22 protein-coding genes are annotated in these 22,704 nt (G+C 46.5%); 4 read left to right on the top strand and 18 right to left on the bottom strand.

Annotated features, from left to right (window positions below):
* Positions 1-95 precede the first annotated feature (95 nt).
* Positions 96-260, top strand: a complete 165-nt coding sequence (locus ACN9MT_RS04220; RefSeq protein WP_197026223.1) for a hypothetical protein — start codon at positions 96-98, stop codon at positions 258-260.
* Positions 261-316: 56 nt separating this feature from the next.
* Here the strand turns inward: ACN9MT_RS04220 and ACN9MT_RS04215 are convergent, their stop codons facing one another.
* Positions 317-1,312, bottom strand: coding sequence for an NADP-dependent oxidoreductase (locus ACN9MT_RS04215; protein WP_056060089.1), 996 nt, complete (start codon positions 1,310-1,312; stop codon positions 317-319).
* 187 nt (positions 1,313-1,499) lie between these two features.
* On the opposite strand from ACN9MT_RS04215, the gene ACN9MT_RS04210 reads away from it, so the two are divergent.
* Positions 1,500-2,558 carry a PTS transporter subunit IIC gene (locus tag ACN9MT_RS04210; RefSeq protein ID WP_056060085.1) on the top strand — a complete coding sequence of 353 codons (1,059 nt, stop codon included), beginning with the start codon at positions 1,500-1,502 and terminating at the stop codon, positions 2,556-2,558.
* Positions 2,559-2,644: 86 nt separating this feature from the next.
* Here ACN9MT_RS04210 and ACN9MT_RS04205 read toward each other — a convergent pair whose 3' ends face one another.
* From ACN9MT_RS04205 to ACN9MT_RS04195, 3 genes are all read right to left on the bottom strand, one after another.
* Positions 2,645-3,277 carry an HAD family hydrolase gene (locus ACN9MT_RS04205; protein ID WP_426272829.1) on the bottom strand — a complete coding sequence of 211 codons (633 nt, stop codon included), beginning with the start codon at positions 3,275-3,277 and terminating at the stop codon, positions 2,645-2,647.
* 13 nt (positions 3,278-3,290) lie between these two features.
* Positions 3,291-3,854 carry a DedA family protein gene (locus tag ACN9MT_RS04200; protein WP_426272828.1) on the bottom strand — a complete coding sequence of 188 codons (564 nt, stop codon included), beginning with the start codon at positions 3,852-3,854 and terminating at the stop codon, positions 3,291-3,293.
* Between the two features lie 135 nt (positions 3,855-3,989).
* Positions 3,990-4,424, bottom strand: coding sequence for a YkvA family protein (locus tag ACN9MT_RS04195; protein ID WP_426272827.1), 435 nt, complete (start codon positions 4,422-4,424; stop codon positions 3,990-3,992).
* A gap of 137 nt (positions 4,425-4,561) precedes the next feature.
* Here ACN9MT_RS04195 and ACN9MT_RS04190 point away from each other — a divergent pair, with 137 nt between their 5' ends.
* Together ACN9MT_RS04190 and ACN9MT_RS04185 are read left to right on the top strand one after the other, a co-directional pair.
* Positions 4,562-5,311, top strand: a complete 750-nt coding sequence (locus ACN9MT_RS04190; protein ID WP_047396351.1) for an SDR family NAD(P)-dependent oxidoreductase — start codon at positions 4,562-4,564, stop codon at positions 5,309-5,311.
* Positions 5,312-5,645: 334 nt separating this feature from the next.
* Positions 5,646-6,893: a murein hydrolase activator EnvC family protein gene (locus tag ACN9MT_RS04185; RefSeq protein WP_426272826.1), complete on the top strand. Its 1,248-nt coding sequence runs from the start codon at positions 5,646-5,648 to the stop codon at positions 6,891-6,893.
* A 63-nt stretch (positions 6,894-6,956) separates the two neighbouring features.
* On the opposite strand, the gene ACN9MT_RS04180 is transcribed toward ACN9MT_RS04185, so the two are convergent.
* The 14 genes from ACN9MT_RS04180 to hemW form a co-directional block, all read right to left on the bottom strand.
* Entirely contained in the window at positions 6,957-8,525 is a 1,569-nt protein-coding gene (locus ACN9MT_RS04180; protein WP_426272825.1) for a methyl-accepting chemotaxis protein, read from the bottom strand.
* A complete protein-coding gene (locus tag ACN9MT_RS04175) occupies positions 8,522-9,496 on the bottom strand; it encodes a BMP family lipoprotein (protein ID WP_426272824.1) in 975 nt (324 codons plus the stop codon). Before ACN9MT_RS04175 ends, ACN9MT_RS04180 begins: the two co-directional genes overlap by 4 nt.
* Positions 9,497-9,633: 137 nt before the next feature.
* Positions 9,634-10,299, bottom strand: coding sequence for a deoxyribose-phosphate aldolase (gene deoC / locus ACN9MT_RS04170; protein WP_035409273.1), 666 nt, complete (start codon positions 10,297-10,299; stop codon positions 9,634-9,636).
* A gap of 75 nt (positions 10,300-10,374) precedes the next feature.
* Entirely contained in the window at positions 10,375-11,259 is an 885-nt protein-coding gene (gene rarD / locus ACN9MT_RS04165) for an EamA family transporter RarD (RefSeq protein ID WP_426272823.1), read from the bottom strand.
* Between the two features lie 16 nt (positions 11,260-11,275).
* Positions 11,276-12,157 carry an EamA family transporter RarD gene (rarD, locus tag ACN9MT_RS04160; RefSeq protein WP_426272822.1) on the bottom strand — a complete coding sequence of 294 codons (882 nt, stop codon included), beginning with the start codon at positions 12,155-12,157 and terminating at the stop codon, positions 11,276-11,278.
* Positions 12,158-12,205: 48 nt separating this feature from the next.
* On the bottom strand, positions 12,206-12,901 hold the full coding sequence (rluF, locus tag ACN9MT_RS04155; protein WP_313585939.1) for a 23S rRNA pseudouridine(2604) synthase RluF: 696 nt from the start codon (positions 12,899-12,901) through the stop codon (positions 12,206-12,208).
* Positions 12,902-13,426: 525 nt separating this feature from the next.
* Entirely contained in the window at positions 13,427-14,761 is a 1,335-nt protein-coding gene (gene mtaB / locus ACN9MT_RS04150) for a tRNA (N(6)-L-threonylcarbamoyladenosine(37)-C(2))-methylthiotransferase MtaB (protein ID WP_023467445.1), read from the bottom strand.
* Between the two features lie 5 nt (positions 14,762-14,766).
* Positions 14,767-15,513 (bottom strand): 16S rRNA (uracil(1498)-N(3))-methyltransferase, encoded by a 747-nt coding sequence (locus ACN9MT_RS04145; protein ID WP_426272821.1) that lies wholly within the window; start codon positions 15,511-15,513, stop codon positions 14,767-14,769.
* A 4-nt stretch (positions 15,514-15,517) separates the two neighbouring features.
* The gene (prmA, locus tag ACN9MT_RS04140) at positions 15,518-16,465 is read right to left on the bottom strand and encodes a 50S ribosomal protein L11 methyltransferase (RefSeq protein WP_426272820.1); all 948 of its coding nucleotides are present in this window, start codon (positions 16,463-16,465) and stop codon (positions 15,518-15,520) included.
* 25 nt (positions 16,466-16,490) lie between these two features.
* On the bottom strand, positions 16,491-17,597 hold the full coding sequence (gene dnaJ / locus ACN9MT_RS04135) for a molecular chaperone DnaJ (RefSeq protein WP_023467442.1): 1,107 nt from the start codon (positions 17,595-17,597) through the stop codon (positions 16,491-16,493).
* 132 nt (positions 17,598-17,729) lie between these two features.
* Positions 17,730-19,556: a molecular chaperone DnaK gene (gene dnaK / locus ACN9MT_RS04130; protein ID WP_426272819.1), complete on the bottom strand. Its 1,827-nt coding sequence runs from the start codon at positions 19,554-19,556 to the stop codon at positions 17,730-17,732.
* A gap of 48 nt (positions 19,557-19,604) precedes the next feature.
* Complete coding sequence (grpE, locus tag ACN9MT_RS04125) at positions 19,605-20,162, bottom strand: nucleotide exchange factor GrpE (protein ID WP_290748740.1); 558 nt, start codon at positions 20,160-20,162, stop codon at positions 19,605-19,607.
* Between the two features lie 24 nt (positions 20,163-20,186).
* Positions 20,187-21,221 carry a heat-inducible transcriptional repressor HrcA gene (gene hrcA / locus ACN9MT_RS04120; RefSeq protein ID WP_035409289.1) on the bottom strand — a complete coding sequence of 345 codons (1,035 nt, stop codon included), beginning with the start codon at positions 21,219-21,221 and terminating at the stop codon, positions 20,187-20,189.
* Positions 21,222-21,547: 326 nt separating this feature from the next.
* Positions 21,548-22,687 (bottom strand): radical SAM family heme chaperone HemW, encoded by a 1,140-nt coding sequence (gene hemW / locus ACN9MT_RS04115; RefSeq protein WP_290773627.1) that lies wholly within the window; start codon positions 22,685-22,687, stop codon positions 21,548-21,550.
* Positions 22,688-22,704: the final 17 nt, after the last annotated feature.

The raw sequence follows: 22,704 nt of genomic DNA, 5'->3' as shown, positions 1-22,704 counted from the left end.
CGCGTTTTCGAAAACGACTCTTATGCACTCTCATTGTTTTGGATTTAAAAAACGGGGAAACATTACTACGTACTGATAAAAGGAGATGACTGGACATGTTAAACGAAAAAAATCATGATTTACCAGATGAAAAGGCAGACGTTGGTCTTCACCCGGACCCTGATCCAGCTGAGACATCAGATCCCGGAATCAAGCCTGCGGAAACACAACATCCGGATCCAGATCCAGAAGAACTCAAGCGCGATCAAAAGGATTCATGAATCTCATGCCATAAAAAAAGAGGTTGCGGAATAATTCCGCAACCTCTTTTGGCGTATTACTTAACTTTTACTAATAGTTTCCCTGTGTTCGAGCCATCGAATAATCCGAGGAAAGCATCTGGTACACGATCGAAGCCTTCAAAGATCGTCTCTTCATATCGTAATTTCCCTTCACTGACCCATTGACCGAGTTGCTCAGCCGCTTCCTTGAATCGTTTGCCATAATCCCCCACTAAGAAACCTTGCATGCGCGCACGCGCAATGATTAATTTCGATTGAACACGTGGACCGATGTCCTGTTGTGCGTTATACCCAGAAATAGCGCCGCAGACCGGTACCCGCGCGAATGGATTAAGCCGATCCAGAACCGCATCGCCGATCTCTCCACCGACATTTTCAAAATAAACATCGATGCCGTCTGGACACGTCCGGTCTAATGCTTTCCGGATGTCTTCCGTTTTGTAGTTAATGACTTCGTCAAAACCAAGATCTGCTTTTAAGTGCTGTAACTTTTCGTCACTTCCTGCAATCCCAACTACTCGTGCACCTTTGATTTTAGCGATTTGACCAACGATCGATCCAACAGCCCCTGCTGCTGCCGATACGACAACAGTTTCTCCTGGCTGTGGATTCCCGATATCAAGCAACCCGAAATACGCCGTCATCCCTGTCATTCCGAGAACACCGAGCGCTGTTGAGATTGGAGCGATCTGCTCATCGATTTTACGGACACTTTTCGCATCGACGACTGCTTTCGTTGCCCAATCGAGCATCCCCACGACGACATCACCTGACTTGAACGCCTCACTTTTAGACTCGATGACACGCGCTACGACACCCCCGTGAATCGGTTCATCAATCTCAAACGGTTGCGAATAAGAACGCGTATCGTTCATACGTCCCCGCATATATGGATCGACTGAGATATAGAGTGACTCCAGTGCGACTTGCCCTTCTCGTAAATCTGCTAACTCAAATGATTCATAACGGAATGTTTCCCCTGTTGGTTTTCCGTTTGGTCGTTCCGCTAATACGATACGTTGTTCTGACATGATTCATGACCTCCTCATTCAATATACTTCTTCACTGTAACAATTCCGTTTCTGAAAGACGAATCCTTTGCTCGTTTGGAATTTTCTAACTTTTTCTTGACGTCCTTCTGTTCTTACCGTAAGATAAAACACAATTCATAACTTTTATACTGTTATGCACAAAAGCGTTACATAAGGAGAGGATTTTGTGGATTCATCTATTTTGCGTCAGCCACGTCAATTTGCAGTGCATGTTTTAAACGGTCTCAGTATTGGAATTCTCGTTGCCCTTATTCCAGGAGCCTTACTCGGTGAACTCGCTAAGGCATTATTGCCATACGTTTCTGGTGCCCAACACGTTTTGGACGCAACGACACTCGCGATGCGACTTTTACCAATGGTGATTGGTGTCGCCGTAGCGATGCAATTTAAAGTAACACCGATCGCCACCACATCGATTGGACTCGCGACGGTCGTCGGCTCAGGTGTTGCGACCCGTGCGGATGCGACATTCGTTTTCGTCGGTACAGGTGATGTCATCAATGCTGGTTTGACGGCAGCTATTGCAACAGCAATCGTCTTATTGATTGGTGAACGCTTCAAAACATATACGGTCCTTGTCATGCCAACGATTTTGATTGTCGGTGCCGGTGGAATTGGTGTTCTGACGTATCCGTTCGTCACACGGATCACAACAGCAATAGGACATGTCATCTCAGACTTCACGGCACTTCAACCCGTCTTGATGGGCATTCTAATTGCGGTCGCCTTTTCCGTTCTCATCGTCTCTCCGCTTTCGACGGTCGGCATTGCAACCGCGATCAGTTTATCGGGTGTTGCTGCCGGAGCTGCCAATCTAGGTGTCTGTGCCGCTGGGTTTGGTCTTGCGATTGCCGGTTGGCAAGCGAATTCACGCGGAACGTCGATTGCTCATTTTCTCGGTTCTCCTAAAATTCAGATGGCGAACTTCATTCGTAATCCATTGATGATTCTACCTGTCATGTGTAGTGCCGCTATCCTTGGTGCATTAGCTGGAATGCTCGGTGTTCAAGGTACACCGTTTAGTGCCGGATTTGGAATGTCTGGTTTAATCGGTCCAATCAATGCGCTACACCTGATGTCAGGAGGATGGACGCTCTTCAATATGACATTCGTGCTTGGTCTTTTTATCGTCTTACCCATTATTCTCTGTTTATTGTTCCATCTACTCTTCCGGAAGTTCCGTCCATGGATGAGCGCAGAACCGTACCGACTTGATTTCGAGTAAGTGCATCTTGATTGATATTTTAACCACAAAAAAGCCAAGCCGACCGTCTGAAAAAATCGACGTGTCTAGCTTGGCTTCTTACTTCTTTATTTTTCAATCACTGTTAACAAATCAAGCGGTGTCTCGATGACATGATCTGCCGAATTCCACTCGGATGGCGTACCAAAACCATATTGACATAAGACGACCGGCATATGTTCCTTACGAGCTGCTTCGACATCAGAAGACCGATCTCCAATCATCCAGTAAGATCCTTCTCCAAACTCATCGCGGTGAGCGCGTAAGATATCCGATTTTTCTTTTCCATTGACGGATTCCAAGCATTTCGGACTTGTGAAGAACGAGCGGATTTCCTGACTATCAAGCACAAGGTTTAGATAATGGTTGCCGCAATTACTTGCAGTTGAGACCGTGTGTCCCGCTGAAACAAGAGCTTGCAATAATGATCGAATTCCGTCAAATAATACATTCTGTTCAACCATCGTATCTTCTAAATGACCATGTCTCTTTTTTCGAATTAAACGAATATCCTCTTCTGAAGCTTCCGGAATCGCTTTTCGCCAAAAGGCGCTTCCTGCAAGACCGTAGCTTGCCTGAACACTTTCTTGCGAGGGTTTTGGAAGATGCGGCATATCATCCATCGCCCGATGAATCGCCTCTGTCATTTGTTCCGTTGAGTCAATCAGTGTACCGTCAATATCGAATAAGATAATTGCCATGATGCCACTCCTTTTACATCTCTTTTTTTACTTTTTTCTTTCTTTGGATCAAGTAAATGATAGTAATGAGCATCCCTAATCCAATCCAAACTACAGGATGGTTGAGGTGATGCAATTTTCGCCATTCATGACCAACGGCTTTCCCACCCCAAATGAAGATTGCTGACCAAAGGAAGAAAGAAATCGTCGTCACGACCGTAAACGTCCAGCGCGAGACACCCGTCAGACCTGCACCAATCGCAAATCCGATTCGCCACATCGGAGACAGAAGTAATATATAGCGTCCCTTCGTCTCCATTTGTGTTTGAAACTGAAGCATTTTCGTTTCTGAAATCCGAAACCATTTGAATAAACGATTCAATAACCGTTCACTCCCGAACTGACCAATCGTAAAGAAGAGGTTTTGACTAATGACGAAGCTCAGTACAGCGAGGAACAACATGAATAAGAGGTTTGCCTGTGCGGTGTGCACAAGATACCCTGCATAGGCCAGTGGTACTTCGCTCGGTATAAAAGGAAACATAAGTGTCATCATGATCCCAATATATCCGTACGATTCCATCCAGTGATGTCCCATCTTCGCCCTCCTCTCTCTTTACCAACTATTTCTAGTGTATCGAAATTTCAAGAGGGCGTACAGGAAACGGCTCTTTTTACATGAGAAAGAGCGACTTCGTATCGGAAGTCGCCCTGGTTATGATTTACGTGCGAATTAATACGCATCTTCACTTTGTAATGGTTGCGTGCGACGTTTTTGTTGCTCATCCTGCCAATCGCTGAAACGTGTTAATTCTTCGAAGACCGTTTTCGTAACAAAAAGAATGACTGCGATATCGTCTGCGAAACCAAATCCGAGTACGAAATCAGGTACGAGGTCAATCGGTGATACGAGATAAATCAATGCTCCGATTACCTTTAACATCGTCGTACGACGAATATTACGGTATTCACCTGACTGGTATGCGCGAATCATATCGACGAACAGCGTCAACGGCGAGAAGATGACGGACAAACGAGAGTTATCGTTCACTTTAGCAGTTGCTCGTTGTAATAGCGAGTTCGTCTTTTTCGGACGATCGATGTAATCTTTTGCATCTTCAGCATATTGATTTTGCTGTTTTTCTAATTGTTGATTCGAAAATTTCATGACCTGTTTTCCCCCATTCTAAAGTAACTTCGACGCTTTTCTATTTCCCTATTCCTACGTATGATAATCCTGTCAGGTTTCAGGACGCGATGGAACGGTAAAAAAGGGAGAGAAGCGTTACAGAAAGGGTGATTTTTATGAATCATGTCAATCAAACCGTTATCATCACCGGAGCTGCCAATGGGATTGGAGCTGAACTTGCACGAACTTATGCCGCTCAAGGTGCAAACGTTGTTCTTGCCGATATCGATCAGATGACAGGAGACGAATTAGTTCAACAAATTGAAGAAGATGGTGGGACGGCTTACTTCTATCACCTCGATATCCAACACGAGAAAGACGTTCAACTGTTGATTGAGAAAGCGATTGAACATACTGGTCGTATCGACATCGTCATCAATAACGCCGGTATCATGATTCGAAAACCCTTACTCGAATTGTCACTTGAGGAATGGGATCGGGTTCATCATACGAACCTGCGTAGTATCTTTTTAACGACTAAGGCCGCTACACCTTATTTGAAACAAAGTAAAAGTGGTGGTCGGATTGTCAACCTGGCTTCGACCCGCGCCTTCATGTCGGAACCGCATACAGAATCTTATGCATCGACGAAAGGTGGCATTTTTGCTCTGACCCATGCACTTGCTGTCTCACTCGGAGAAGACGGAATTCTCGTCAACGCGATTGCTCCGGGTTGGATTGAAACCGGTGACTATCAAGAATTATCACCTGAAGATCATAGTCAACATCCAGCTGGTCGCGTCGGAAAACCAAGTGATGTCGCTCGTGCGGCTCTCTATCTAACACACCCGGATAACGATTTCTTGACGGGCGAAACACTGGTCCTAGACGGTGGGATGACACGAAAGATGATTTATGAAGAATGATTCGGATGGAGTGCCTTTCGGGGCACTTTTTCATTTCACAAAAACTATATTTATACCTTTTTCAAACATTAATAAACCTTCTATTTATACGATGTTACAAAAATATATCTTCTGACATCATTCGGAAATCAATCAATTACATAATGATTTTTCCTTTCATATCAACATATTCTATTTATTCTTCTGTTCACGCATCATTATTTTCATAAATTCTTCATACTTTCTGCTAGCTTCTCTTGTATTTTTTTAAAAGAATTGTAAAGTGGATTTTCTGATTTTCTTGTTAGAGTGGGATAGGTAACACTTCACAAGGGAAAGGAATGACGCTTAGTTTATGAAACGACCTTTCGGAAAGTCACTTGGGCTATCGCTCATGACACTCACTTTACTCGCAAGTCCGCTCATGACGACAACTCCCGTCGACGCAGCAAGTTCATATAGAGAAAAGCAACAACAAAACCAGCAACAACAATCGAAGCAACGCGAGGCGTTGTCTCAAAAAAATAATCAATTATCTAAAGCACAGCAAAAAGTCTACGCCCTGGATCAACAGATTAATGGGCTGACATTACAAGTCGTCGAGAATCAAAAGAAAATCGACGAAAACACGAAACAGATTGCTCGATTAGAAGATAAAATCGAAAAGCTACAAAAGAAAATCAAGAAACAAGAAAAAATGCTCGGTGATCGTCTGGCGGTCCGTCAGTCTAAAGCCGATAACGCCCCGCTGCTTGAGGCCGTCTTCGGCGCAAAAGATGTCGGTGATATGATTAGCCGTTTCAATGCCTTTAATACGATTGCGGAAAGCGATGCTTCTTTATTAAAAGATTACGAATCAAACAAAAAAGAACTGGCAGCTGCGAAAGAAGAACTGAAGCAGACACGCCAAGACTTGATTGAAGATCGTAATGTTTTAAAAAAGAAACAACGTGAATTAAAACAAGAAAAACAAAAGCGCACAGCACTGTTGAAACGCTTGACGTCACAAAAGAAAAAAATCGAATCCAACATCCTCAGCCTGAAAGAGGCATCGGCCCAACTGAAGGCACAGGAAGCAGCTGAAAAAGCTGCAGCACGAGCAGCAAAGGCAGCTGCTGAAAAAGCTGCGAAACAATCGGCAGCACCAGCATCTGTTAGCAAGGCTAGTACGAAAGTCATCTCAAAAGCAAAAGGTAAATTCATCAAACCTGCTCAAGGTTCTGTTTCGCAAGGAATGGGTGCGGCAAGCGGAAGCAATGGTTATGCGTATCACAATGGAACAGACTTTGCTGGTCCGCTCAACTCGCCAATCGTCGCTTCAGCTAGTGGCACAGTCATCTTAGCAAGTTCAGGTGGTCCTTACGGCAATCACGTCTATATCTCTCATAATATCGACGGAAAAACGTATACGACTGTGTATGCCCATATGAATGCCTTGAACGTCAAACAGGGACAACAAGTCAAACAAGGACAGCAAATCGGTGTTCTCGGAAGTACTGGTAATTCGACTGGTCCACACTTGCATTTTGAAATCCACGATGGTGGGTATCAGTATGATGCAAATGGACGGACGAATGAGCTCGATCCAGAAAGCTTCTTCTAAGTCGATTCAAGAAAAAGTGCACGCCTTCTCTTCCTGAGAAGGCGTGCACTTTTGCTGTGTTCATTAAATTTTGAATTGATGTGTCTGACTGTCAAGCGACGTCGTCGTCGACTCGAGTTCTTGCATCAATTGATGAATCTGTTCGAACGATGCCTGTTGATCACGCATCGAAGCAGCGATCTCTTCATTTCCGGCTGCAAGTTCTTCCATGACACCACTAACTGTACTGACTTGACCAACGACATGGCGGGCTTGTTGTTTCGAATGTACGAGTTGTTTCGTCACATAATCGAGTGTTTCGGTCACACTCGCTACTTTTTGACGCGTCTCACCGAATGCTTGTTGGACGTGTGTAAAATTCTCGACCTGGTTCGTCTGTTCCCGCTCCGCTTGCACGAGTGCTTCTTGTAAAACAGCGCCGTCTTGGCGAATCGAACGGACGAGTGAGAAGATCGAACGCGCCGCTTCGATTGCCGCATTGAGTGACAATAAGTTCGTCTGCGCAGAGACTCCAGCGACGAGTTGCGCCATCTGTTCGATTTGTTGCGTTTGCTCAAGGAAACCTTCTAATTTCTGACCGAGTTCACGATTTTGTTCTGTTGACGCGCGTAATGAAGTAGCCTGTTGTTCCATGACAGAACTACTTTGAACCATCACGTGATCTGCCGCCTGTCCTTCTGCATAAGCGGTTTGTGCGCGTTGTTCGCTCTCCTCGAAGAGTTGTTGCATATCAGCCATCGTACTGACCGTTGTCTGGATATCATCCGACACCGTTTGTGTACCGCTCGCCATCTCATTAATCGCATGGGTCATGTTACCAGAAACTTCGACGATGTTCGCGTTCTCTGTCGTCGCTTCCGTACTCATTTGACGAATTGTGTTCGACGAACGACTGATCGTTCCGATGACCTCATGTAAAGTTCCTTGCATCTGCGCAACAGCCGTCTCGAGTCGACCAATCTCATCTTTTCGACCGGATACGACCAGTTCCTGTGACAAGTCTCCATCCGAAATTTGCTCTGCTGTCCGGACGACACGGCTGATCGGTCGCGTGATACTACGTGCGAAGTACCAATTGTATAACGCTAGACCAATCAAGAGGAGGAATGTCGCGATTAGGACGGTCCGCGTCAAATTCAATGTCTCGTCTTTTGCCTCACGTTGTAAGACATCATAAAACTCCCCATTTTTCGTATGTAACGTATAGAGATCACTGAGGACACCTTCAATTCGTGCGGCATGGGAGCGAATGTCAATCGGATTCACCGCGTCCGTCAGTTCCGTCCGTTTTGCAGCGAGCGTCTTATACTTCATATCCGCCCGGTTCAACTCTTCTTGAAACGCTGGAATCAAATATGTCTTCTGTAGCTGATTCAAAGCTTGCTCGTTCTTCTTACTAAGAGCCTGAACCTGCTCCGCCTGACTCTCAGACGGTTGGCTTGCCAGTCGGTTCCATGCTGCCTGTTCATATAAGAGCTTCGTTTCGAGTTCTGAAATTTCAACGAGTTGTTTCCCGTAGTCTTCGTTATAGGATTGAATTTGACGGAGTTGGAACAAGGTCCATCCCATCAAGATGACGACACTCAAAATCGTCACTAATGTTGAGAGTAAAAATCGTTTCCGTAACGTCATTGGATCGTCACCTTACCTTCGAGCACATCTTGTTGCAGCTGCTCTAATTTTTTTCGTTCCCCGTCCGTAAAGTTCGTATTACGGATTGGAGCCAACTGGATTGCCCCTTCTTTGACACCAAGGACGACTTGTCCAGATTGGAGTCCTTTTGCATCCACATCTTGTCCGATTTTCGTAATCGCAAGATCAACTTGTTTTAGCATCGACGTCATGACGGCGTCAGGCGCGATCGGGGTCTGATCGCTATCAACACCGATAGCTTTTTTCCCCTTCGTTTGCGCTGCCTCAAGGACGCCGCTCCCTGTTAATCCAGCAGCTGCATATAACACGTCTGCCTTTTTCTGGATCATTTCGTTTGCAAGCGTCCGTCCCTTTTCGGGCGCCGCAAAGTCCTCCGCATATTCGACGAGTACCTTTGTTTTCGGATTGACGGCTTTAGCGCCAGCTATGTATCCTTTTTCGAACTTCTCAATCAAAGGCGACTTCATCCCACCGACGAAACCAATCGTATTCGTCTTGGTTTGGATTCCTGCAGCGGCACCCGCTAAGTAGCTTCCTTCGTCCTCTTTGAACGTAACCGAGAGTACGTTCGGTAACGTCGAGACGGCATCAATCAAGGCGAATTGTTGTTTCGGATATTTTTTAGCAACGGTCTCAAGATCTGTCTGCCCCATGTAGCCGAGTCCGACGATAACGGTCGGCTTCTTTTTCGCTAACGCTTCAAATGCTGTTTTATAGGTCTTCGTTTCGTTTAATTCCCGGTAATCGATCGACCAGCCTTCCTTCTCCCGTAACAACGCCATACCGCTCATCGCTGCATCGCTGAATGATTGATCGCCAAGACCAACATCCGATAAGACGACCGCCATTTCCTTTCGCTCCTTGACTGCCCGTTCTGGATCATCGATGACACTACCGCATCCTGCAAGGCTTAGTGTCGATGCCAGTATGATTCCACTCCATCGTTTCATTCATTCCACACCCTTCCGACATTCTACATCTGATTATCGGAAGCGATGTCTGACTTTTTAATACAAAATCCAAATTCAGAATAATCCCACAACAAAAAAACATGCCCCTCTAAAAAAGAGGGACATGTGACACATACTTAGTAGTCGCTATCAGACGTACCACCAGTAACGATTGCGATTCCTGCTGAAGCACCAATGCGTGATGCACCTGCATCGATCATTGCTTTTGCACCTTCGAAGTCACGAACGCCACCAGACGCTTTAACACCGATATCAGGACCGACTGTCTCACGCATGAGACGGATATCTTCGACTGTTGCACCACCTGTTGAGAAACCAGTTGATGTTTTCACAAAGTTAGCACCTGCTTTAACTGAAAGTTCAGCAGCTGTTTTGATTTCTTCTTTTGTAAGAAGACAGTTTTCAAAGATGACTTTAACGAGCGTACCGTTCGCCGCTTCGACAACTGCACGAATATCACGTTCTACTAACTCAAGATTTCCATCTTTTAGTGCGCCGATGTTTAAAACCATATCGATTTCTGTTGCACCGTTTTGAATGGCATCCTTTGTTTCGAATGCTTTCACTTCTGGCGTGTTTGCTCCAAGTGGGAACCCGATGACTGTACATACTTTCACGTCATCATCTGACTTTAAGAGTTCTGATGCTAACGCGACGTATGTCGGGTTAACGCAGACGCTTGCGAATTTGTATTCTAATGCTTCTTTACAGAGTGTTTCGATTTGAGCACGTGATGTTTCTGGCTTCAGTGCCGTATGGTCGATCATTCCTGCTAAATTCATGATTGTTATCCTCCTTAAGGCTTCCCTTTGACTCTGATATTATTCTATCACGCAAGAGGTCTGACTTCTATCTTTTTACGCGACTTTTCGAAGCTGTTTTTTTCGAATCCAGACTCCATTGAGCGTAAAAACAATCGCTGCTGTCCAAATACATGTAAACGCCACCATATGTGTTTTAGTAAACGGTTCATGATAGAGCAAAACACCGAGTCCAAGTGATAAGGTTGGTGCGACGAATTGCAAGAATCCAACCCATGTGAATGGAATTCGTTGTGCCCCGAATCCAAATAACAAAAGTGGCACAGCGGTGACAATCCCCGTTAAGATGAGTCCAGTCATCGTACCGACAGATTCGTTTATCGAAGACGTTCCCTGTACTTGCCAATATCCGAGGAAGATCAAAGCCAGTGGAAGCGGCGCCATCGTCTCAAGTGTCAGACTGACCGTTGATTCAAGCGGACGACGTTTTTTGACGACGCCGTAAAAACCGAAGCTTAAGGCAAGCGCAATCGAGATCCATGGAAATTCACCGTAGCCAATCGTTAAAATCAGAACACCGATCGTCGCAAGGACAATCGAGATCCATTCAATCCGTGAGAGCTTTTCTTGAAAGAAGAAGACACCAAAGACGATGCTGACGAGCGGATTGATGTAATAGCCGAGCGACGCCTCAACGATAAATTGATGATTGACAGCCCAGATGTAGATGAACCAATTCAAGCTGATGATCAGTCCGTTTAAGAAAAAGAGTCGGCGCGTGAACGGATCACGCAATGCCGTCTTCCATTTTCCAAGTGCTTTTTGAAACGACAGTAAGATGAGTAGAAATAGAAACGACCAGATGATCCGGTGCGCTAGTATCTCTTCACTCGGTACATTAGCGAGCATCTTCCAGTAAAGCGGTAAGAGCCCCCAAATGATATATGCGACAAGCGTCGCAAAAAATCCCGGTAGATTCACATAATCCCTTCTTTCGTTATGATACCTTCTTCATCCGTATCTTTCCTGCTGATAAACCGCTGATCGTAAACAAAGCAACGGCAATCCAAATGAACAGGAAAGCGATGAAGTGAATCGTCGTAAAGACGTCATTAAATAGATAAATTCCAAGGAGTAGCGTTAACGTTGGTGCAATGTACTGCAGAATTCCGACGTAAACGAACGGGATTTTCGGCATTCCGTATCCAAATAACATCAATTGAACTGCTGTTGCGATTCCGAGCATGATGATTGCAAGCAGTGCACTCGTCGGCATCGCAAGCGGTTGACTATCCGTCACGCCTAGCGTCAAGAGAGCGAACGGGAGCGTGACGAGCGTCTCTAAAAATAATCCCGATAATGGCTCGGCTGCCGCCTTTTTCTTCAGCACACCGTAAAATGCGAACGAGATGGCAAGTGAAAAGGCAATGATCGGAAATTGACCATAACCGAGCGTTAAAATCATCACACCAGTGATTGCTGATACAATCGCGATGATTTGTGGACGCGTTAATCGTTCCTTAAAAAAGATCAAACCGAACAAGACGCTGACGAGCGGATTGATATAATACCCGAGCGACGACTCGACGATATACCCTTCTCCGATGGCATACAGATAGAGTGACCAGTTACCACCTAATACGAGACCTGCCGCAAGCACGGTATAGCGCTGGCGTTTGTTTTGCCACAGGTGACGAACGAATTGAAACTTCTTCGTCAGTCGTAGTAACAACGTTACGAAGATGAACGCACTTAAAATCCGGATCGAAACGACCGTCCATGCTGGAATACCAGTTGCAAATACTTTATAGATCGGCAATAGTCCACCAATCACATAGGCGACGAATGTCGCACTCATACCCCGTTTGTCCACGGTCATCCCCCTTATGTAAGAAGAAAGCCGCCGGGTGGCGACTTTCATTGAACCTTATTGCCCGTCTAGCGTCGTAAACAACTCGCTTAATTCCGCTTCCGTCAAATCACGCCAAGAACCGATTGGTAAATCGCCGAGCTCGATGTTCATGATTCGGACGCGTTGCAGCCGTTTGACCCGGTAGCCGAATTCTTTACACATACGGCGAATCTGACGATTTAACCCTTGCGTCAAAATGATGCGAAATGTCCGTGTCTCGATCGGCTCAACGATACATTCCTTCGTCGTCGTACCGAGAATGTCGACTCCACTCGCCATGCCTTGAATGAACGTATCCGTAATCGGTGCGTCGACGGTCACGATATATTCCTTGTCGTGATTGTTTTCCGCTCGTAAGATCCGGTTGACGACATCACCGTCATTCGTTAACAGAATCAAACCGTCTGAATCCTTATCGAGACGACCAATCGGGAAAATCCGCTTCGGATGGTTGACGAAATCGATGATGTTTCCTTCGATATCAAGCTCCGTCGTACATGTGATGCCGACTGGTTTATTTAAGACGATGTAGACAGGTTTTGGTTTCGTTTGAAGTGGTTGACCGTCGATTTCGACGACGTCCGTCTCTTCAGCTTGCGAGCCGAGTTCTGCCGTCAGACCGTTGATCGTCACACGACCTGCGTCGACTAATTTATCGGCAGCACGCCTTGAGCAAAAGCCCGTTTCACTAATGAATTTGTTGATTCGCATGAATGATATCCTCTTTCCTTAATTGAACTGTATTCAGTGTAGCGCATTCCTGAAATGAAAACAAAATAACATGCGATGCTTCTCTAAGTAAGAAAAGCAATGCATGTCGTCCTTAGTCTTCAAAGCAATGATTGATTCATTGTTTTTTCTTATCTATGTTTAAAAACGTCAAACAAGTAATACTTATTATTAGCACGACCAAAATGATTGAACTATGCTCAACTGCATCTTGATTAAATAAAACGATGAACATCAATACTGTTAAGGTGACTGATAGAACTGATAATCCGTTTGTTTTCATTTTGGAAAATTCCTTTGTATGTGAAGTAATATGCCACTGTTACAAGGCTTTATTTCTGGTAATCATCTACTTATAGAAACCATAACATAAAATCATTTTCTAAAATGAATCGATTACAAGTTGTTTTAAAAATCTAAAGCACCCTCTATAGTAACGTAAGAAAACAGCCCCTATTTCGAGGCTGTTTTCTTATATACGTATACCAAGACCGCTTTTACGAATCATTAGACCGCAGCGTCTTTTAATGTCTGCATGATGCGAACGAATTGACCATCGTTCATCGGATAACCGGCTTTCGTGATTTTGACACGAACGAGTTGTCCGATCATCGACTCATCGCCTTCGATTGCAACACGCAAATAGTTATCCGTATAACCGACGAGACGACCGCCTGCTTCTTCCGAGAATTCTTCCGGAATGATCTCAAGCAGTTCCCCTTCGTATTTCGAAGCATATTCCTTTGCGAGTTGATCCGATAAGGCGATCAAACGCGCGACGCGTTCTTCTTTGATCGATTCCTCGACTTGATCATCCATCATCGCAGCGGGTGTTCCTGTCCGTTTTGAGTACGGGAAGACATGCAACTCACTGAACTTATGGTCATTGATGAAGTTGAACGTTTCCATGAACTCTTCTTCCGTCTCACCTGGGAAACCAACGATGACATCCGATGTGATCGCACAGTCAGGCAGGACTTCCTTCAGACGCGTGATCCGTTCTCCGAATTCTGCCATCGTATACTTCCGGCGCATCCGGCGAAGGACCGTATCGGAAGCCGACTGGATCGGAACGTGCAAGTGACGAACGACGATCGGCGAATCCTTCAGGACATCAAGTACCTCGTCCGTGATTTGACTAGCTTCGATCGACGAAATGCGTAAGCGTTCAAGTCCATTGACGGATTCGAGTGCTTTAAGTAATTTAGCTAAGTTGTAGTCTTTTAAGTCTTCTCCGTAGCCACCTGTATGAATGCCCGTCAAGACGATTTCTTTATAACCCGCATCAACGAGCTGTTGTGCTTGCTTCAAGACATCTTCTGGTTGACGAGACCGCATGAGACCACGCGCCCATGGGATAATACAGAACGTACAGAAGTTGTTACAGCCTTCCTGAATTTTCAGCGAAGCCCGCGTCCGGTCCGTAAAGGCCGGTACATCTAGTTCTTCATAGACTTTTGCTTTCATGATGTTTCCGACCGCATTGATTGGCATGCGTTCTTCACGGAATTGTTCAATGTATCCAATCATTTTATGCCGATCTTGCGTTCCAACGACGACATCGACGCCAGGAATCGCCATGATTTCAGCAGGAGACGTTTGGGCATAACAGCCCGTTACGCAGATGACACTATCCGGATTTTGGCGAATCGCCCGTCGGATGACTTGGCGACTTTTCTTATCTCCGGTATTCGTGACCGTACATGTATTGACGACATACACGTCCGCATGATCAGCAAAATCAACGCGTGCGTAACCAGCGTCCTTGAACAGTTGCCAGACAGCTTCTGTTTCGTAATGGTTGACTTTACAGCCAAGCGTTTGAAAGGCAACAGTTGCCATTTCGTTCACCCTTTCAATTCAAAATGATACGAGACGGCGGAAAGGACATACAACGGTGCCGTTTCCGTCCGTAAGATGCGGCGCCCTAGAGCGGCTTGTTTAAAACCGGCATCCGTCAAACGTGCGATTTCTGCTTCAGCGAACCCACCTTCAGGTCCGATGACGACAAGAAGGGAATCTCCCTCTTGCAGTCCAGCAAGCGTCGTAGCGAGGACGGAAGCCTCCCCTTGTTTCGCTGATTCTTCATAGGCAACCAGACAAGCCGTATAGTTCGATGCATCCTGTAAGACTTCATCATACGCCACGAAGTCGACCGTCGGCAAGTGGGCACGGTACGATTGTTCCGCTGCTTCCTTGACGATTTTTTCGAGTCGTTCAATCTTTTTCGGAACCTTCTTCTGATCCCATTTCGAGACGGAACGGTCGGCTTCGAAAATCCGTAGATGATGGATCCCGAGTTCCGTTGCTTTTTGGGCAACGAGTTCGATCTTATCGCCTTTTGGCAATCCATGGGCGATCGTCACACGAATCGGTAGCTCCGTCTCGATCGGTAGCGTCTCTTCGATACGGGCAGAAGCTGCCTGTTTCTCGAGTGCTTCCAGGCGACACCGGTAAAGACCTGTTCCATCGAGCACGAGAATCTCTCCGCCGACTTCCATCCGCATGACGTTTTTCATATGGTGTGCATCATCTTTCGGGAGATGAAAAACATCTCCCTGACGCATCGAAGGCTCGACGAAATACCGTTGCATGCGCTTACCCCTCCCGTTTCGCGATGATTGCGACCCAGTCCTCAAGCTTCGTCGTCTCGACGATCGTAAATCCTGCTTCTTGCATCGCTTGTACGACCATATCTTTCTTCTGACTAATGATACCGGAAGCGATGAAATGCCCGCCTGGTAACGTCAGCGTATAGGCATCCTTGACGAAGAGGAGGATGACTTCCGCTAAGATATTCGCGACGATCAACTCGACCGGCTCACTCAATTCCTTCATCAAATCGCCTTGACGGACCGTGATCTGCTCACTGACGTTGTTCAAAGTGACGTTTTCCGTCGCTGATTTGACAGCGACTTCGTCTAAATCGAGTGCAAAGACATCCTTTGCCCCAAGCTTCGCAGCTGCAATCGCTAAGACACCGGATCCTGTACCGACATCGACGACACGATCTTGCTCTTGCAAGTAGTTTTCGATTGCTTGAATGCAAAGAACTGTCGTCGGGTGTGTTCCCGTTCCGAACGCCATACCTGGATCGAGCTCGATGATCTTTTCATCCGGCTGTGGCGTGTAGTCTTCCCACATTGGGACGACTGTCAGGTGGCGGCTGATCTTGACCGGTTTATAGAATTGTTTCCATGAATGTGCCCAGTCTTCTTCATCTACTTGAGTCAGCGTGACAGCACCCGTGCCAATCGACAGACCGAAGTTCGTCAATTGTTGGATGTCCTGTTCGATGCCTTTGATCGTGTCCGTCAAATCGCTGCTTTCTGCAAGATATGCCTTCACGAGTACACCTTGAGTCGGGTACTCATCTCGTTTCGTCTCATCCCAAATTTCACCGAAGTTATCTTCGCGGTGGGACATCATCTCGAAATCTTCGACGTCCTCGATGACGACTCCGCTTGCTCCCGCTTCATGTAAGATGTTTGAAACTGCTTCGATGGCTTCTTGTGTCGTATGGACACAGATCTCTGACCATTTCATTTCTTGTCACGCTCCTCTGTAGTGATCACCCTGTAAAGAATGTCTTGATCCGGCTGAAGACACCTTCGTGTTGCTCTTCGACACCTTTTTCATCGCTGATTTCATTGAATTCCCGTAATAGTTCTTTTTGACGTTCCGTCAGATTCTTCGGTGTAATGACGACGACGTTGACGTATTGATCACCATGGTGACCGGACCGGACGTTCGGCATCCCTTTTCCGCGGAGACGGAAACGTGATCCTGTCTGTGTGCCCGCTGGAATCTTCAGACTGACCTTGCCATGAACGGTCGGCACTTCGATCTCATCACCGAGTGTTGCTTGTGCGAATGTAAGTGGCATATCCATGACGATATGATCGTCGACGCGTTCGAACAGTTCGTGTGCTGCGACACGGACGACGACATACAAGTCACCTGCTGGTCCACCGTTGACACCGGCTTCCCCTTTGCCTGCTAAGCGGATTTGTTGCCCATTGTCGATCCCTGCTGGAATTTTGACACGGACATCTTTGTTTTTACGGACACGACCGGCTCCACGACATGTTTCACATGGCTCCTTGACGATTTGTCCACGCCCATGACACGTCGAACACGTCGTTTGGTTGACGACACGACCGAACATCGTGTTTTGTTCGACGTTGATGTGCCCCGAACCACCGCATCGTTTACATGTTTCTGGATGTGTTCCTGGTTTAGCACCCGAACCATGACATGTACCGCAATCTTCTTCGACTGGGATCGTGATCGTCTTCTCGACGCCTGTGACCGATTCCATGAAGTCGATTTCCTCGACGTATTGTAAGTCCTGTCCTTTACGTGGGGCATTTGGATCTTGACGACGTCCGCCACCGAAGAACATGTCGAAGATGTCGCCAAATCCTTCAGCTCCACTGAATCCACCGCCACCTTGTGATGGATCTTGGTGACCGAATTGGTCGTAACGTGCTCGTTTATTGTCATCGGACAACACTTCATACGCTTCCGATAATTCCTTGAATTTCGCATCCGCATCCGCTTCCTTGTTGACGTCCGGGTGGTACGTCCGGGCAAGCTTACGGTACGCGCGTTTGATTTCCGCTGATGAGGCATCGCGCGCGACGCCTAGTACTTCATAATAATCGCGTTTTTCCACGTGCAGTCTTCCTCTCTCTATTCCGATTCATTTCATACTGTTTGATTTTACCGAACTTCGTGCGACATGGAAAGAGCCAAAGCGCGGATACGCTTTGGCTCTCTCTAGCGCCCGAAAAATCGGTCGGATGAATTACTTGTTGTCTTTCTCGTCGACTTCTTCGAACTCAGCGTCCATGACGTTGTCGTCTTGACCACCAGCTTGTGCGCCTTCAGCGCCCGCTTGTTGCTGTGCCATGTTCTCGTAGACTTTTTGTGTCAACTCTTGGACGACTGTCGACAATTCGTCTTTTGCAGAACGGATTGCTTCGATGTCTGTTCCTTCGAGAGCTTTTGTTACTTTTTCTTTTGCAGCTTCTGCTTTTTCTTTATCAGTGTCAGCGACTTGCTCACCGAGGTCTTTGATTGCTTTATCTGTTGCGAAGACGAGTTGGTCTGCTTCGTTGCGTAATTCGACTTCTTCTTTACGCTTGTTGTCTGCGTCCGCGTTTGCTTCTGCATCTTTGACCATTTGCTCGATGTCCGCTTCAGTCAAACCGCTTGATGATTGAATCGTGATCGACTGTTCTTTGTTCGTTCCGAGATCTTTCGCAGAAACGTTAACGATACCGTTCGCGTCGATGTCGAATTTAACTTCGATTTGTGGCACACCACGTGGTGCTGGCGGAATGTCCGTCAATTGGAAGCGACCAAGTGTTTTGTTATCTGCTGCCATTGGACGTTCCCCTTGGAGGACGTGGATGTCAACAGCTGGTTGGCTGTCTGCTGCAGTCGAGAAGACTTGTGATTTCGAAGTTGGGATCGTTGTGTTACGATCGATCAATTTCGTCATCACGCCACCCATTGTCTCGATACCGAGTGAGAGTGGAGTTACGTCGAGAAGAACGACGTCTTTGACGTCTCCTGTCAATACGCCACCTTGAACCGCTGCACCGAGGGCAACGACTTCATCCGGGTTAACCCCTTTGAACGACTCTTTACCAGTGAAGTCTTGGATTGCTTTTTGAACTGCAGGAATACGAGTCGAACCACCAACGAGGATGATTTTGTCGATTTTGTCTGGTGTCAGACCTGCATCGTTCATAGCACGGCGTGTTGGTTCCATCGTACGTTCAACGAGATCTGCTGTGAGATCGTCGAATTTCGCGCGTGAGAGCGTCATTTCCAAGTGAAGTGGACCTGATGCGCCAGCTGTGATGAACGGAAGGCTGATTTGTGTTGAAGAAACACCTGAAAGGTCTTTTTTCGCTTTTTCAGCTGCATCTTTCAAACGTTGAAGCGCCATCTTATCTTGAGCAAGATCGATGCCGTTTTCTTTTTTGAACTCTGCTACGAGATGATCGATGATTTTTTGGTCGAAATCATCTCCACCAAGACGGCTGTCACCTGCAGTTGAAACTACTTCAAAGACGCCATCACCGAGCTCAAGGATCGACACGTCGAACGTACCGCCACCAAGGTCATAGATGAGGATCGTGTGATCTTCGCCTTTTTCGAGACCGTAAGCGAGCGCTGCTGCTGTAGGCTCGTTGATAATCCGTTTTACATCAAGACCAGCAATTGTACCAGCGTCTTTTGTCGCTTGGCGTTCTGCATCGTTGAAGTAAGCCGGTACTGTGATGACAGCTTCTGTGACTTTTTCACCGAGGTAGTCTTCTGCTTGCGCTTTTAATTTTTGAAGGATGATCGCAGAGACTTCTTGTGGTGTGTAGTCTTTGCCTTCAACTTCTACTTTATAGTCTGTACCCATATGACGTTTGATCGACATGATCGTGTTCGGGTTCGTGATTGCTTGACGTTTTGCAACTTCCCCTACTTGACGCTCACCGTTTTTGAATGCGACGACAGATGGTGTCGTACGGTTTCCTTCTGCGTTAGCGATGACGACGGGTTCGCCACCTTCCATTACTGCAACACATGAGTTCGTTGTACCTAAGTCAATACCGATGATTTTTGCCATGATCTATTTCCTCGCTTTCAATGATTGGAATAATGAAGTACAGGCTGATTACTCAGCTACTTTAACCATACTCGGACGAATCACACGATCGTGCAATTTGTACCCTTTTTGGAATTCAGCGATGACGACACCTGATGCGTGTTCTTCGCTCGCTTCTTGAACGACCGCTTGGTGTAAGTTCGGATCGAACGCTTCACCGACAGCTGGAATCTCGACGACGCCTTCATTTTGAAGCGTTTCGACGAGTTGACGTTTTACCATCTCGACACCCGTCAAGACAGATTTCGTCTCCTCGTTTTCCGTCTCGATTTGGAGCGCCCGGTCCAAGTTATCGACGAGTGGCAACAGCTTTTCGACGATCGCTTGTGAAGAATACTTCGCGCGGTTCTCTGCTTCGACACGGTTACGACGCTTGAAGTTCTCAAAATCCGCACGGAGGCGTAATTCTGAAGCTTTTGCTTCTGCGAGTTGTGCTTCGAAGTCCGGCTTCTCGTCTTCGACGAGATCCGCTTGGATGACTTCTTCTTCTGTGACTTCGACGGTTTCAGTCGGCTCTGTCACGTTTTCTTCTTGTTGGAGGTTTTGATTCTGTTCTTTTTCTTCCACTCTGAATCGAGCCCCTTTCTATATTCAATCCAAATTGTTCTTATGCAATTCGGTTTGGAATGCTTGAAGTAGATGGATGATCGAGTTGATTCCCCGGTTGTAATCCATCCGTTTCGGTCCGATCAATGCGAGTGTCCCAATTGAGACACCGTCGACCGAATAATGGGCCCGGATGACGCTACAATCTTTTAATGCATCCATATTGTTCTCACTCCCGATCGTAATCAAGATTTGATTATCGAGATTCGGTCGTAGGAAATCGAGAACAGCTTCTTGCTGTTCGATCAGTTCGAGAACAGGTCGTAGTTTTGCGACGTCCTGAAATTCAGGCTGATCGAACATGTTGGCTTTCCCGCCCAAATAAATGAACGGTCGCTCCTCTTGATCCGTCAAGACGAGATCAAGTGCTTTCGAGAGCAATACCGTCTGCTCAGAATGCTCTGAACGGAAGCGACGGATTTCCTCAAGCAGACGACTGCGTAAGGCTGAGAGCGGTGTACCGCGCAACGTCTGGTTCAGACGTTCCATCAGTCGGCTCGCTGCTTCCTGGGACAACGCTTGATTCAATTGCAATGTCTTGTGTTCAACATGTCCCGTCTCTGTGACGAGAACGATGACGACACGACCCTCGGCAAGAGGAATTAATTCTAGATGATGCAGTCGTTGTCCGTCTTCTTTTGGTCCAAGTACAAGTGTCGTGTAATGGGTTAAATCACTCAACAGGTCTGCTGTGTGCCGAATCAACCGATCATTCTCATTCACGGAATGGGCAAAGAGTGACTTCAATGCCTGTGCTTCTTTTGGTGTGATGTTTTCCGGACGAATCAGATGGTCGACATAAAAACGATATCCGAGTTCGGAAGGAATCCGTCCTGCGGAAGTGTGTGGCTTTTCAATCAGACCCATCTCTTCGAGGTCCGCCATCTCGTTACGAATGGTCGCGGAACTGAACGTCACGTCGTCTCGTTTTGAGAGCGTCCGTGAGCCGACGGGTTGAGCAGTCTTGATATAATCATCGACGATTGCACGTAAAATCAACAATTGACGATCCGTCAGCACCTTCTTCACCACCTTATTTTGTTAGCACTCACTTTTAACGAGTGCTAATTACATCTTTTACTATAAGGAATTGTCCGCCCGATGTCAACCGAATTGCGTGACCCTTTGAACAGTTTCCCATTCTGCGATACAGTGAAACAAAGAACGGAAAGGATGAATTGGATGATTGAATTATTGGCAATGGCGGGAGTCTTTGTCTGGCTGTTCATCGCGGTCATCGGAACGACTGCGTATTTTTTAAGGAAGTCGAAAAAATGAGAGAAGCGGTGTTCCACATTTGGGAAACACCGCTTCTCTCATTTTCATTGATTTCAGCTACTCTTATGTCATTGTACTTGCGCTTCACCAATGAACTCTGCAAAGACTTCGTTCGCTAGCGGAATTCCGGCTGGCGTCAAACGGATATGTGTCTCCGTCTGCTCGACGAGACCGTTTGGCAACAACCGTTTCATGACTTCACCAAATACATCTTTAAACGCTACTCCATACTTCTCCTGGAAACGCTCGAGCGATACGCCGTCCTTCATTCGAAGACCGAGGAACATCTCTTCTTCCATCCGCTCAACGTTCGTCAACGGCGTCTCTTTTCGAACCGGTAACCCTTCCGCCTTGATATAGTGCGGAATCGGTGCGATGTTCGCACGACGCGTCTGATTGATATAGCTATGTGAGCCTGCACCAAATCCGTAGTACTCATCGTTTTCCCAGTAGACGCGATTATGACGACTCTCTTTTCCAACTTCTGCGAAGTTCGAGATCTCATACTGTGCATAACCACCTGCTTCAATCGTTTCGATCATCACTTGATACATCTCTGCCTCGAGATCTTGCGTCGGTAGCGGTAGTTTTCCTTTTCGCTCTTGAATCGCAAAAACCGTGTGTGGTTCTAAAATCAATGAATAGGATGAAATATGCGTAATCGGTAATTGTAGCGCCCGTGTAACGTCGTAGCGGACCTGATCGAGCGTCTGATTCGGTAATCCGAACATCAAGTCGACGGAGATGTTATTAAATCGTTTCGCTGCTGCATCGAGCGTCTGCGCGACTTTCGCTTCCCGGTGCGTTCGACCGATGCGTTCGAGCAAACCATCGTCAAACGATTGGACACCGAAACTGACACGATTGACACCACCTGTCTTCATGATATCAAGTTTCTCTTCCGATACACCGTCCGGATTCGACTCGACCGTATACTCTAAATCGTCACCTGTTAGTGGCAACAAATGCTTTTGAATGATTTCCATTAAACGTTGCATCTGTGGTTCATTCAAAGCAGTTGGTGTGCCACCACCAATGAAGATCGTCTCGAGATGATCTGTCGGGTATTGTTTCAGCGTCAGTTCGATTTCGCGTTCAAGCGCATCGAGGTATTCATCGACGGGCTGATTCTTTAAAAAGACTTTATTGAAATCACAGTAGTAACAAATATGTTCACAAAAAGGGATGTGGACATATGCGGCGCGTATTCCCATTTCGCCTCATC

Source organism: Exiguobacterium sp. R-17, assembly GCF_049913315.1.
Taxonomy (GTDB): Bacteria; Bacillota; Bacilli; order Exiguobacteriales; family Exiguobacteriaceae; genus Exiguobacterium_A.
Note: the sequence above shows the minus strand (reverse complement) of the source record. Positions and strands in the feature narration are given on the sequence as shown.